Here is a 13146-nt window from a genome sequence, read left to right as displayed (position 1 = left end):
TCGAACCCGCGATCTCCTGCGTGACAGGCAGGCATGTTAACCGCTACACCACGGGACCTGATTTAAAAATTGCGGGAGGTGGATTTGAACCACCGACCTCCGGGTTATGAGCCCGACGAGCTACCAGACTGCTCCATCCCGCGATAATATTATTTAGCCGTTTTTCAACGATCTGATATATATACTATACTTTTTGTTAACTTATTTCAAGTAGTTTTTATTACTTTCTCACATCAAATTTACACCATTTATAAATAACTGCAAAAACATCTCTTAAAGTCAAAGATTTAAAACTTCAGAGATGTTTCTTCGGTTTTCAGAAATGCTTTCATTGCACCTGGCCTGTATACTGACAGTATGACAATTGATCCTTGAAGGAAACATCCTGTCAGTGGATATTTACCCCTCTGTTTCTTTTATTGAAATCCAGTCTTGGGACCAATTCTCTATATCCCTGAGAACAGGTTCCAGAGAATGTCCTTTGTCTGTTAAAGAATATTCGATAATTACAGGTGTTTCAGGATATACATCTCTTTTAACAAGGCCTTCCTGCTCCATCTCCTTAAGTCGGTCGGAAAGCACTTTACCGCTTACGCCAATTGCCGACTGTATCGCGCCAAAGCGCTGTGGTCCTTCAAGCATCTGATAGATGACCAACGCAGTCCACCTTTGACTCAGCAGGGAAACAGCCTTTTCAAATCTCGGGCAAAGTATTGATTGTTTCACTGTTAATCACTTCCTTTATCAATATTGTACCACGAATCACTTAATGTTTAAATTAAATTATATTCCTTTACATTACAGATTTTATATATTATACTTAGTTACATTAAGTAAGTAATTATTCAGGAGGATTTCCAATGAATTTTCATAAGGCCCCGGCAACACATGTTCAACATGTAAAAATCAACGTTTCTGATCTGGAAAGATCGGTAGAGTTCTATACAAACACAATTGGATTCAAAATCCTGGAGCAGGACAAAAACTCCGCCAGTCTGACGACAGATGGTAAAACAAGTATCTTATCATTGTACCAGCCGTCACACCCACAACCGAAAGGAAGAACATCAGGCCTGTACCACTTTGCTATCCTGCTGCCTGAGAGAAAAGATCTGGCAGCCATCACAATGCACCTGGCAAGAAAACAAATGCGACTGGGCTCCGCAGATCATGATGTGAGTGAAGCGCTCTATATGAGTGATCCGGACGGCAACGGTATCGAAATATACATCGACCGTGATCCTGAAGCATGGACATGGCATGGCGATCAGGTCAATATGGTGACTGAACCGCTCGATGCAGAGGGCCTGCTCAAAGATTTCAATCCCAGCGGTGAATGGCATGGCCTGCCAGAAGATACTGTGATGGGCCATCTTCACCTGCATGTCGCCGATCTCGATTCCACCCTCAAATTTTACACAGAAGGACTGGGCATGAATATTGTATGTAAGTTTGGCGGCCAGGCAATATTCATGTCCACCGAAGATTACCACCATCATATCGCTATAAATCTATGGCACGGTGCGGACGCCCCGGCACCTGAAACAGACAGTGTTGGCCTGAACACATACACTTTGAAATATCCGAATGCCGAAGCACGCGATGCAGCTGTTTCCAGGCTGGAAAATTCAGGTGTTAGTACTGCAGATAAAGGGGACAGTGTATTTGCCCAAGACCCTTCAGGTAACCATGTAGAGTTGGCCACATAATATAGCGAACCGGTTTTCATTATGAAAACCGGTTTTTTATACCCTATTATTTGATAAAATGCTATGTGAGGCACTCGTTCACTTTACAGAAGCTGAAATCATATCTATGAATGAAACAGATAACAACCGGAATATAGAGATTAGCCCAAACTGAGAGACAGATGTTATTATAGATGCACACAGTAAAGAGGCACATTCCAGAAAACAGGCAGCTAAGCATTATATGACAGGATTAACGCGAGGAGGACATTATGAAACTTCGTGCTTTGGAAGAAGAAGATCTTAATTTTTTGTATGGGCTTAAAAATGATTATTCAATCATGACAAATTGGTTTGAAGAACCTTTTAACTCACTCACAGAGTTAAAAGACGCTTATAGCAAAAATTTTAAAAACGAATCTGTGAGACAGTTTGTGATTGAAAATGACAACAAAACATTGGTCGGCATCGTATATCTGGTTTCTATAGATTACATACACCGTAACTGTGAAATTGAAATCATAGTAAAACCCGAATACAGCGGCAGAGGGTTTGCGAAATTCGCCTTTAACGAGGCCTCGCAGTATGCCTTCGAAATTTTGAATATGCATAAAGTGTATTTGTATGTAGATACTGAAAATGAAAAAGCAATCGCTATATATCATAAACAAGGATTTAAAACCGAAGGGGTGCTCAGAGAACATTTCTATACTAAAGGGACCTATAGAGATGCAGCTTTTATGTCTATTTTAAAATCGGAATGGGATGTTTACAAAAAAGATAATGAAGAACGATAATATCAGATGAATGTATGAGTGAACGTGTCTTTTAAAGGAGCAGAGATTTTTTATTAATTGGAATGATACTCAATCGTTCCTCAATTAAAAAAGAAAAGTTACAAAATGGGACTGGAATCAAAATATTAAATGCAGTTACTTTATCTGTTTAACCTTTTTGACCTGCATCGGAAATATTTCGTTTCCATGGAATAAGATATAAGACTTACCGTCTTTCTTGGATTCTTTGATAATCTTTTTAAGACTGTCTAACGTACAAAGGTTTGAATTGATCGTCTGTCTTAGACGATTTTTATAAATAATCCGGAATTTACTAATGGCAATGCCTCCTTATATACTCCCTATTTCTATTTTAATGTTATGTAAACAATTAATCAAATAAGTAACTCAGAGGATTGCACATCAAAGGACCATCACACCCATAAAACTTGAGCGTGATGGTCCTTATTACTGCTGCACTATTATTTTTTGTATTTGTCAATCATTTCATTCGCCTTGTCCTTCGTTTTCTCTACAACCTCTTTGGCTTTCCCTGCTGTTTTATCCTTTTTTCCTTCTTCTTCTAAGTTTTTATCACCAGTGGCATTACCAATCGTTTCTTTTAAATTGCCTTTTGTTTGTTCTTTTTTATCTTCTTCAGCCATAATTTTCACTCCTAAAATAGATTTAATCTATTGTTCAGTATGTATTTACCACGCGTTCTTACTTACTAAACATATAATGAGAGACGAAGAAAAGCCCCTTTAAATAGTAATTTAAAGGGGCTTAATAGGTTGTATTGCAGTGTAAGCGGAGATGGAGGGGGTCTATACTTCTGGAAACATTGATATGATAACTTTTATATAATTTTAGTGACGTGTGAGTGACGTTTTTTAATGCTTAATACCTCTAACTTTGAGGTATTCGTCTAAATTCGCAAAGTTGTAATCTGGATTGTTAGGATTCAACGTATACGTTCTATACTCTTTTATTCTACATTTTAATTCATCTATATCACAAGAATCTAAGATTGGATAATTCCTTAAATCATTGTCATCTTTTCCTCTTGTGGTCATGAGTTTGCTCAATGCGAAATCCTCTATAGATGGATAATGAATGGTAAGATTGGAGAAGCGTACTGTATGCGCTTCTTCCATATCTTCCGGCGGTGGTGTTTCCAACACTCCCACATATTCAAGACCCGCTTCATTTAACTTTTCAATCACTTCCAGCGGCAGATCTTGCTCAGATATAACATCAATATCCAAAGTGGATCTATATTCACTTTCTCCTAACAATGTTCGTCCTACTTCTCCGCCGATAACAATAAGTTCTATGCCGGTTATGCCTTCTTCCTTTAATATATCATTAAGGATTTCATAGCGTTCCTTAGCATCTTCGTATAGATTAAACACTTTTCAACCTCTTCTTGCTGATTTCATAGAGTCTATCATTTTTAACATTCGATGTTAAAACATTAAGATACTTAGCATAGTTTTTCGGATAGTTTACACGTTCAGAAGAAACTAATTTACCAGGATGAGTTAACAAATACCTTAACACTTCTTTTTGTAACTCTGTTCTTTCCCTGTTACTGCCTTCTTTTACATGCTTTACCTGCAACCACTGCAGATACACTTTTCTGAATGCCATACTTAACATTTCAACACCTCCTTACATTGGTTACGTATTATTTCTAGTACACTTATTATATTACACTTATACCCCATAATCTAGAGAAAAACTCAAAGTTTTATTGCAAGATATTGAAGTTTATAATAATCGCTCCTTAAGCTCAAATAAAACATCCTGACAGGCTTCAGATAATTAACGCCCTATCCATCATATATACTATTAAACGCTTCCCACAGTCCATTCTGTGAGGTCGATTCATTTATTTATATGGTTTATAACCCATTTTCACATCGCTGTCTTGAACCCAGCACACCACTTTATAAGGAAAATCAGAATCATCACTTAATTGTTTTGCTGCCAGTTTATACTCTGTCTGCACGTCCTTTGATAGCCCCACCCGTTCACAATGTGCTCATACCGTGGGCGGGGCGAGTGGCTAACTTATACTTGAAATTTACGGAAGAATCTAAAGAATGGCACAAAGCAAACTATCCTTATAACGATGACTATGTAGTATTCGGATCATTTTATCAGTCTATCGGTGAAACAACTATCGCCAAAATGTACGATGCGATTGTTAAAGAAACTGATTTAAAAAGAATAAAGATTTACGAATTTAGACATTCTCATGCTTCAGATTGTATCAATCGTCTGAGGATGGATCGGGAAACACTTGCAAAACGCCTGGGACATTCGTCATCCATTACAATAGAAAAAGTATATGGACACCTTTATCCAAGCACAGAAAAAGATGCAATTTCAGAGTTATAAATGATTACTCGGTGGTCATATCTGAAGCGCCTGCTGAAACACAAACAAGTGAAGCATCCACTGAAGAGGAATCCACTGAAGAAGAGGCAGCTGAAAAAGTTGTAGGTATAGGCGAAACATTAGTTGTAGATAACATTGAATTTACTGTTAATGATTGGCACCAACAAAATACTGTCGGTAATGCTCTTACATCTACTGCGAATGATACATATTTGATATTAGATGTTTCCGTAACTAATAATCAGAATGAGGCAGCGATGATGATGAGTGACTACTTCAAGATAGTAGATGGCGAAAGAGTTTTTGAACCTGACACAACTGCATCTACTTATGCTAACCAAGCAAACAGCCCGGACGACCTCGGTTTACTCGCCGAAGAAATTAACCCAGGTTCATCAAGAGACGCATTAATTGTGTATGATGTCACACAAGAAGTGATTGATAATACAGAAAAACAATTGCAAGTACAATCAGGAATGTTTGGTACAGAAACCGGATTAATAAACTTAAATTAATAAAGACAAAGCCACCTACTTTAAATAGTAAGTGGCTTTTCTGTTCATTTAAACTGTGAATTCAGCAACGTTTCACTTAATTCCATCGCAGTCATCATGCCAGCCATCTGACCAGGCACAGCATTGATGTCTGAATAATAATTATTGATCAACTCATTTTCCATTGTGTAATAAACAGTATCATCTTTATCAATTTTTCCGGTTACCATATCATGCAGCAGTTGTTGGTTCAGCATGATGTAATGTTCGTTTATATGTAAATCCATGTGATCACTCCTTGAGATAATAATACCTCATGTGATCTCGTAGGTATACTGAAAATAAAGAAACCACCCTCTACATGAGTATTAATTATAACTTTGATTATTTTTTAAATTCGTTTTAAGTGATATAATTAACTGTAATTCAAAAAGCTTCAACTCAGTACTAAATTATAAAGTTTCTTGAAAGGCTTGATTTGAATGAACAATGAACTTAAAAAGAAAGTTAAAATTGCTACAATTCTTAGTGAAACTGAAGTAATTATAAATGCTGGAAAACTTGATGGTATTCAACAAGGGCAAGCATTTTATATAGTAGACATCCATGGAAGGGTAATTAAAGATCCAGATACAGATGAGATATTAGGGAGTTTCCCAGGATATAAAGGCAAAGTTGTAGTAAAGAAGGTAAAAGATAAGTTTTCTTACTGTGAATCCCCTACGTATTATAGAAATTATGCTGCGGAGCTTACGTTAGCTAGCACAAAATCACTAATTGATAATATGGATATAATCGGAGGACAGGAACAAAATAAACTAAATATCCTTAAAGAGGATATTACAGACTTAAGTTCTAAATTTACTGATTCACCAGTAAAAATTGGAGACATATTAGAACTAATTGAATATTAAAACTTGACGCAATTTTCATAGATGATATAATAGGGATAACTGAAATGCCGGCGATAAGCTCGGTACGGAGTTCTCCCAATTATTTAGGAGGCTCCGTTTTTTTATGTCTAGTTTAGATGAAGTACCCTTTCTACATTATCAAGAGCTTATCGAAGAAATAAAAGATAAAAATATTTTAATTCATGATGAGCTCCATGCAAAGTTAGATCTTAAGAATCATTCTTATTACACTTTGTTAAATGGATATAAAAGGTATTTTCTTGAAGATGGCCAAACTGATAGAATGATTGAGGGTACAACCTTTGATGATTTCACAGATACATACTATTTATATTCTGATATTTCTTCTCTAGTTTTCAAATATATTCTATATATTGAAAAGTCTCTACGCTCACGGTTAGCCCATATTGTTGCAAGAGAATTTGGGGTTTATCGGCAAGAGTATTTATTCGGGAAAAATTACATAGATTATAAAAACTTAAGATACAGAACTTTAAATAATATCACTGATTTAATTGATAATTGTAAAGAAACTTCTGTAACACATTATTTTAAACATAGCAAAAAAAACGTACCACCATGGATTGTAGTTCAGGACATTTCATTTAACGACACAATTTCATGGGCTAATATCTTACCTAAAAACTTAAAAGAAGAGCTACTTAAAGACTACTTTTCCAATTCTTTATTGTATAAAGAATTTCACGAAGCTTTCTTTCACCACTCTTTTAACTTTCTGAGAGAGTATCGTAATATTGCTGCTCACGGTAAAAGAGATTTCAAAGAAAAAATACGTAATTATCTTCATAGAGAATCTTCCAAGCATTTTTTCGGAGAAACTTTATTATCACAACGAGACTTACACAAAAATAGAGGTACACAAGATCTTCTTGGAGTTATAAATCTCATTCTCAAATACACTCAAGATAAAAAATTGTTGCATAAATTTTTAGCAGAGTTCATTTTGATATTATCGCCTTATGTTAACATGAACGACTATTCTGCTAATGTTTATATAAATGGAATGACAGTATATGAAATTTTAGACTTGCCTGAAAATATTATGGAACGTGTATCTAAATATTTAGCTTCAGTTTAAAGCTAAATCATATATTTCTCTTTAAATCTATTAACCCACCTTTGTTATGCTATACTATGTGTTTCCCCCCGGTCGGCCACAACCACGGAGTCGTAAACAACACATTACTAACTAGCAATACCTATTAAACTTGCTATAACCATATATGGAACATAACCTTTGAGCCGGTGCAGCGGAAACTGTATCGGCTTTTTTTATGTATAACCTGCAGGGGGGTCAGTCCCACAGGTTTTAGGACAAGGTGTGTAAAGCCTTGCCTGCATTACATAGTGTAGTGTTTATTGTCGTTTAGCTGAATGTGCCGTAGTCGTTCTCAAAAATACTACTCCTGGATGTCCCTTCTGCTGTTGGCAGATATCTGATGCCACCCTGAGACGTGCGGTAACATCCCCATTTATAGCCTTCATTGATTGCCATTTCCACAACTTTAACCTCAGTCCCAGGCGATACCTGTGCGGTTGCTGGATAAGGAGCGTTAAGAGACGGGCTGTCTTGACGGACATATATCGGTTCGCTGCCAACTGTAAATGTTGCTTCAGCTGGCGCCCAAAGAGCCCCAGTTTGATTATTATTGTTCCAATCGCCAGTCAATTTCGGCGTGTCACTGCCAGATAGTTTTTTGAGGCTTAATATCTGCCCAACGGAAATAGTATTAGATGATAGATTATTCCAGGATTTAAGGTTTGCCACACTCACACCATTCGCATTTGCAATGCCCCAAAGTGTGTCACCTTTTTTGACTGTATAGGTGTCTCCGCTCGCTTCAGGTGTGGATGGTTCAGATTCCGATTTGCTGAATGCAACATTAAAGTAGTCGCATACCGCTTTGACATCCGCTGTTGCCATATCCTCAATATATTGGGATTGACGATTACCAAAGATGAGCGGGAAATCTAAATCATTTGTCATAAATCCATGTTCTACGAGAACCATAGGGAAAGTTGTACATTCTCTTATCATGTGGAGATTCGTCCATGAGCCATACTGTGAGGCGTGCAATCCATTGCCATGAATCCCATAACCCATATCTGTCATGTTATTGATGATACTCGTTGCGAACTGTTGTCCTTGACTACTAGTGTGCCAATAAAACGCACACCGGCCGCCAACGTCTGGATTTCCGGCGTTCGCATGGATGGATAGTCCTAAATCTGCACCTTGTGCGTCGTAATAATTAGTACGTCTAACAAGTCCAACATCGTTGCTGTCAAACGGTTGTGCCATGATGACATTAAAGCCGTTGTGCTCCAAAAGCGGCTTAATGCGTTTAGCTAGTTTATTGTTAAAACTAAATTCTGCGTATCCTTGGCCATTGCGATATACACCCTTACCATTGCTTGGAAATGTATTCACGCCATGGCCAATATCAAGAGCGATTGTTCGCCCCATTTTCTCACTTCCTTTACTATTATTTATTACGATTTCGTCCCAATCTGTTAGCCCTTCAGATTCAATCAATCTAATCAGCTTGTCAGCATAACCAGGATCTGTGGCATAGCCGCTGGACTGCAGCGCTTTGGCCTGTGTGACGTAATCCACAGCTTTCAACACTGCAGCGTAGTTCTGAGTGCGCCACGGTGTGGACGTAAAAAAGTTGCCATGATCGGCGATGGACGCTTTATAGGACGGATATTTTTTAAATGCGGCATCAACGGTCGTCCATTCACCATCAATGTACTCGTTTGTCTCTATCGTGTAAGATTTTCCTTTATATCCCCCTTTGATCCCAAACAAATTGTTAGCATTTTTGGCCAACTCCGAGGTACCGCGCGCTGATTCCAGTACTGCTTGTGCCCCGGTGATAGACGGCAGGACATTGCTATCTGCATAATCATCGATAGCATCTTGTTTAATTTTTGACAAAAAGCTCAATTAAGCACCTCCTTAAAATAAACCATAAAAAATACACCTACTGTGTAGATGCTTACTTCGGCGTTGTATATCCTTTTGCCTGTTCGCTGTCCTGATAGCCTCTTGTGGTCATATCCTCTATGACACCCGCTACCACAAGTACATTAAGCAGCGCCATAAGTGCTGTTTCCAGTGTGTCCGTCAACGGTACTAAGTCAAATCCTAGCGCTGATGCGATTGAATTCGCAAAAACAATCAAAGCGGATATAATGGATACCCAAAATGATTTTTTCTGCACTCTCACTCTCCAGTTGATATTCATTTACTCACCTCCCTTCGTTGTTTTGCTCTTTTAACTCTTTTATTTTATCTCTCAACCGCTTATTCTCTTTGCACGCCCGCTCATACCGTGCTTCGCAATTCTGATGCATATTTTCGTAGTGCTGCACGATGTCATTGACACGCTTTATATTATTACTCTCCCGCTTTGGCAAACCGCTGATCCAATTACTCCCCAATCCAAACAAACCGCCAAGTATACCGGCGATTATCGGCGTTAAACTTTCTGGCCACATCATTACACCCGCCTTGTCAAAGAGTAAGACAGATACACCATCAAACCGCCGCATGACTGACATAATCACTAACCAGCATATAGACACGGTAGCGGTCTAAAATGTCTGTAAATATGCCGAGCTGTAATCCGTACAGAATGGAAGCGATAACGAGCGGATAGATCAATACCTTCACTTTTTCTCGTCGGAATACATTCTGCACTGTTTTTTCATGTTCATTTTTCACACGCGAATCACCCCTTTAAAATAAAAATGGTGGCTACCTCTCGACAGTCACCTGGTATTTGGAGCATAAAAAAGACACCTGCAGAGAGGTGTTTTCTTGAATTTATTCTATATTTTCTTTTAGTATAACTTGCAGTACCTTGACCAATTTATCGCCTTGGATTCTGATATTATCAATCTTCTCACTTACCATTTTCTCTTCATTGTAGAACATTTCTCCGAATATTAGTTGAGTGGCTTTATTGATGTATGGTTGACCCTTCTCAACTAACTCGTATTTACTAATATTTTCGAGAATTAATAAGTTATTCTCCAACTCTGCAACTGACATGTCAGCGTTTGATGCACTCTTGTTAAATTCTGAATACAAACTACTATTTGTTAAATCTTTCTTAATTTCAGGAGCTGTTGAATTTAAATTAATTATAGTAGCATTAATACTACTTATTAATTGTATAGATCTATTAGCTGTATCTACGATATGTTGTTTTCTGTTTCTTTCAGCGATGTCTTTTTTCTCTTTTTTGTAGATACACCAAGCTACTATCACAGTCAATAAAGTTCCAGCAAGAGTACCTATAGCTGTACTTAAGACATGTAACCAGTCCATATAACCCCCCTTTTAATTGATACCTCAATCATACCAAAATTAGAAAGTACTTACATCTTATTTTCCATCGCATCCAATTCCGCTAATTGCTTCAACAATTCTTCGCGTTTGATTTCTTTTTCTGACTTCACAGGCTCTTCCAATGTTTCACCATCTTTCACAACCAATTGACCATCCAACAGCTGCAACTTATGCACCTGATCCAGTAACCAGTCATCAACGATAAATAAACTTCCTGAATCTTCGAGATCCATCGCTGTGCCCGCCTGATGTTCCAGGAGGCTTCCCGCATTGTCCGTGGTCACTACAAATAATTTTGTCCGTCCCTTGATTGTGTCTCCATTTTTATCCCGCATTGACTCATATACTTTAACCATGAAATTCACCTCGATTCAGTCGGAATATGCCTTCAACGTTGCTATTGCCCGAAACTCTCACCTGACAATATAAAACAGTGGTTCTGTAATCGGGAATACTTCCGAACATCGCCTGTAAATCAACCCTGATTGTTTCTTGTCTTAAGGGATCCTTATTTTTTTCAACTGTATAAGTGCCACTACCGACAATCTCATTATCCCAATTCCTGAACCGGACTTGAATAGTGGTAGAGTTTGCTTCACTGTAATCAGCAATGCCCATTGACACTCTGAAATCTAAAAAGCGTCCAAGATATTCATCATCCACACGATAGATTTCTTCAAATCCCATTGTGCCCGGAAAGCGCCAACTCATACCGTCAAACCATATCGGAGATCCACCATTCGGGCCAAGATAACCATCTGTCTTAAACGGCTGTATTTGTGCAGCCCTACGTCCTCTCATGATGCCGTCTACAATAAATTCACGGCCATCAAAACCGTAGATGGTGATGCCGTCCGGTGTTATTTCAACCGCATTTTTGGAATTATTCTTACTCCGCATAACAAAACGGCTACCCGTCACATTCAGATAGCCGTCTGCAGATTCAATATTCATTTCGTTTGTGAGCCACAAGGTGCCTGCAAACAGAGCGTCCGCGTATATGCCTTGTGCTGTCGCTATCGTCCTCGGCGTGGCACCCCCATCTTGGGAGATGTACCAACCTTCACTGTTCACACCAAACACGTTATTCGGGTTCGTCTTGCTGATTGCCTGCATACCGAAATCTCCGAATACAATCTCACTCGATGCATCGTGAATATTTTTTATCATATCCATGCCGATTTGTTCCAAGCTGATAATGGGCAATTTCAACTTTCCTGTAATCAAATCCTGAAAGTTTTCCGACAGGCTATTGATAGATGCCTTGTAACGCTTTCTAATAGATTGTGATCCGAATGTGACTTCACACCCGGTAATCCTGTCTCGCTCGTCATACGTCGTTTTGACGGCTTGCACACGGATTTCCTGATCGAGATTGATCCGCTCGTCCATGAGGAATATTCGGTCTCCTTTGAGGGGCACGGCAATCTCATAGCCCATCTGCCGCACATCGTGTAGCGTACCCTCCACAGTGATAGCGAGGGATTCCTCAACGGCTTTATGCATCATCTCATCGAGTGTGGATTGCTGAGTTACACGGCCATCCAAAACTGGCTTCCCTTCCCATTTCCCGACTACATCGACCAGCGGAGAGGTGTACTCCCGTTTTAACTTCGCATTATTATAATAATCTTCTTCGCCCTCTTCCATATCGCCAAAGCCTTTAATGTGGGTGAAGTATGCCGTGGCGTCTGTACTTCGGCTGATATTCGATGCGTTGAGTTTGTACTTATACATGAAATTCGTATCATTACCGACGAGGTGATACATATAGACCGTTTTGCCATCAACCAGGAATTCATAGTTGTACCGATCGAGCAAACGCTTAAATAATTCCAGGCGTGTACTCCCCTTGCCGAATCCTTCTATCTCCACAGACGGGCTAAAGTCGACTAACACGAAGTTATAGCCACTGTTTGCGAACATCGTCTGAAAGGCGCTATTTGCCGTGTGAGAACCGTCATGATTCTCGTGGATAATAGATTTATCGAATTCCCAATAAAACAGCGGGATAGCTCTGATATTCAAATAAAAGCCGTTCCCTTTCGTTTGTTGTTTAACATGGACAATCTTATAGTCAATGTTATTATAATTCAGTTCCCATAATTCACTGATCTGTTGCAAGTCTAAGCTGTTGTTTTTCTGCTGGTGCACAGTGAGTTCTAAATCATCCTGGCCGTTCAATTCACTATTATGGACTTTGACGGCAAAGAGTGGATATTCGTTAAAATTGTAGTCTCTGATTGTGAGAATTGTGGTTCACCTCTTTTCTGCATTAAAAAGACACCTGGTGAGAGGTGTCTTAATTGTTTGAAGTTATTTTTGCTCTTAAATCAACAACGGTTTTTTCTTTGATGTTTTCTAAATCAATATCTTTTGTTAGGTTTTGAAACAAATCTGCAAGACTTTCTGCTTTCATTTCAAACTGCATCTCAGTGCCGTCTTCGGTAATTGTTGTCACTTCATAATTATTCAAGTAATCGACTC

The 13146-nt window shown here is 38.6% G+C and carries 19 protein-coding genes and 1 tRNA gene; 6 read left to right on the top strand and 14 right to left on the bottom strand.

The genetic code is table 11. The features are described 5' to 3' along the window. Positions 1-69: 69 nt before the first annotated feature. A tRNA-Met gene (locus tag G343_RS0100880) sits at positions 70-143 on the bottom strand. Between the two features lie 256 nt (positions 144-399). Continuing rightward, positions 400-726: a winged helix-turn-helix transcriptional regulator gene (locus tag G343_RS0100875; RefSeq protein WP_026366219.1), complete on the bottom strand. Its 327-nt coding sequence runs from the start codon at positions 724-726 to the stop codon at positions 400-402. Between the two features lie 134 nt (positions 727-860). Here G343_RS0100875 and G343_RS0100870 point away from each other — a divergent pair, with 134 nt between their 5' ends. Continuing rightward, positions 861-1709, top strand: coding sequence for a VOC family protein (locus G343_RS0100870; protein WP_020006240.1), 849 nt, complete (start codon positions 861-863; stop codon positions 1707-1709). A gap of 251 nt (positions 1710-1960) precedes the next feature. Continuing rightward, entirely contained in the window at positions 1961-2485 is a 525-nt protein-coding gene (locus G343_RS0100865) for a GNAT family N-acetyltransferase (RefSeq protein ID WP_020006239.1), read from the top strand. 461 nt (positions 2486-2946) lie between these two features. On the opposite strand, the gene G343_RS0100860 is transcribed toward G343_RS0100865, so the two are convergent. The 3 genes from G343_RS0100860 to G343_RS0100850 form a co-directional block, all read right to left on the bottom strand. After that, positions 2947-3129: a CsbD family protein gene (locus G343_RS0100860; protein WP_020006238.1), complete on the bottom strand. Its 183-nt coding sequence runs from the start codon at positions 3127-3129 to the stop codon at positions 2947-2949. Between the two features lie 228 nt (positions 3130-3357). Next, positions 3358-3879: a DUF6036 family nucleotidyltransferase gene (locus G343_RS0100855; protein WP_020006237.1), complete on the bottom strand. Its 522-nt coding sequence runs from the start codon at positions 3877-3879 to the stop codon at positions 3358-3360. Then, positions 3872-4126: a hypothetical protein gene (locus tag G343_RS0100850; protein ID WP_020006236.1), complete on the bottom strand. Its 255-nt coding sequence runs from the start codon at positions 4124-4126 to the stop codon at positions 3872-3874. Before G343_RS0100850 ends, G343_RS0100855 begins: the two co-directional genes overlap by 8 nt. 405 nt (positions 4127-4531) lie before the next feature. On the opposite strand from G343_RS0100850, the gene G343_RS15080 reads away from it, so the two are divergent. Both G343_RS15080 and G343_RS14105 read left to right on the top strand, forming a co-directional pair. Then, positions 4532-4870 carry a tyrosine-type recombinase/integrase gene (locus G343_RS15080; RefSeq protein ID WP_169336658.1) on the top strand — a complete coding sequence of 113 codons (339 nt, stop codon included), beginning with the start codon at positions 4532-4534 and terminating at the stop codon, positions 4868-4870. Positions 4871-4881: 11 nt separating this feature from the next. After that, positions 4882-5385 (top strand): DUF4352 domain-containing protein, encoded by a 504-nt coding sequence (locus tag G343_RS14105; protein WP_020006234.1) that lies wholly within the window; start codon positions 4882-4884, stop codon positions 5383-5385. 44 nt (positions 5386-5429) lie between these two features. On the opposite strand, the gene G343_RS0100835 is transcribed toward G343_RS14105, so the two are convergent. Next, entirely contained in the window at positions 5430-5651 is a 222-nt protein-coding gene (locus G343_RS0100835) for a hypothetical protein (RefSeq protein ID WP_020006233.1), read from the bottom strand. A 195-nt stretch (positions 5652-5846) separates the two neighbouring features. Here G343_RS0100835 and G343_RS0100830 point away from each other — a divergent pair, with 195 nt between their 5' ends. Together G343_RS0100830 and G343_RS0100825 are read left to right on the top strand one after the other, a co-directional pair. Then, the gene (locus G343_RS0100830) at positions 5847-6278 is read left to right on the top strand and encodes a hypothetical protein (RefSeq protein ID WP_020006232.1); all 432 of its coding nucleotides are present in this window, start codon (positions 5847-5849) and stop codon (positions 6276-6278) included. 103 nt (positions 6279-6381) lie between these two features. Beyond that, positions 6382-7377 (top strand): Abi family protein, encoded by a 996-nt coding sequence (locus G343_RS0100825; protein ID WP_020006231.1) that lies wholly within the window; start codon positions 6382-6384, stop codon positions 7375-7377. A gap of 288 nt (positions 7378-7665) precedes the next feature. Here G343_RS0100825 and G343_RS14915 read toward each other — a convergent pair whose 3' ends face one another. The 8 genes from G343_RS14915 to G343_RS15295 form a co-directional block, all read right to left on the bottom strand. Further along, entirely contained in the window at positions 7666-9249 is a 1584-nt protein-coding gene (locus tag G343_RS14915) for a glucosaminidase domain-containing protein (RefSeq protein WP_020006230.1), read from the bottom strand. A 52-nt stretch (positions 9250-9301) separates the two neighbouring features. Next, the gene (locus G343_RS0100815) at positions 9302-9550 is read right to left on the bottom strand and encodes a phage holin (protein ID WP_020006229.1); all 249 of its coding nucleotides are present in this window, start codon (positions 9548-9550) and stop codon (positions 9302-9304) included. A 4-nt stretch (positions 9551-9554) separates the two neighbouring features. After that, entirely contained in the window at positions 9555-9806 is a 252-nt protein-coding gene (locus tag G343_RS0100810; protein ID WP_156823546.1) for a hypothetical protein, read from the bottom strand. Between the two features lie 37 nt (positions 9807-9843). Then, positions 9844-10029 carry a hypothetical protein gene (locus G343_RS0100805; protein ID WP_020006227.1) on the bottom strand — a complete coding sequence of 62 codons (186 nt, stop codon included), beginning with the start codon at positions 10027-10029 and terminating at the stop codon, positions 9844-9846. A gap of 102 nt (positions 10030-10131) precedes the next feature. Beyond that, the gene (locus G343_RS0100800; RefSeq protein WP_020006226.1) at positions 10132-10638 is read right to left on the bottom strand and encodes a hypothetical protein; all 507 of its coding nucleotides are present in this window, start codon (positions 10636-10638) and stop codon (positions 10132-10134) included. A gap of 50 nt (positions 10639-10688) precedes the next feature. Continuing rightward, positions 10689-11015 (bottom strand): hypothetical protein, encoded by a 327-nt coding sequence (locus G343_RS0100795; RefSeq protein WP_020006225.1) that lies wholly within the window; start codon positions 11013-11015, stop codon positions 10689-10691. Continuing rightward, entirely contained in the window at positions 11008-12843 is a 1836-nt protein-coding gene (locus G343_RS0100790; protein WP_026366218.1) for a phage tail spike protein, read from the bottom strand. The genes G343_RS0100795 and G343_RS0100790 overlap by 8 nt, the downstream gene beginning before the upstream one ends. A gap of 118 nt (positions 12844-12961) precedes the next feature. Further along, positions 12962-13135 carry a hypothetical protein gene (locus tag G343_RS15295; protein ID WP_020006223.1) on the bottom strand — a complete coding sequence of 58 codons (174 nt, stop codon included), beginning with the start codon at positions 13133-13135 and terminating at the stop codon, positions 12962-12964. Positions 13136-13146: the final 11 nt, after the last annotated feature.

Origin of the sequence: Salinicoccus albus DSM 19776 (assembly GCF_000385175.1) — a bacterium.
GTDB classification, from domain to species: domain Bacteria; phylum Bacillota; class Bacilli; order Staphylococcales; family Salinicoccaceae; genus Salinicoccus; species Salinicoccus albus.
The sequence above is the reverse complement of the archived record's forward strand: the minus strand, read 5'-3'. Positions and strand labels throughout refer to the sequence as shown.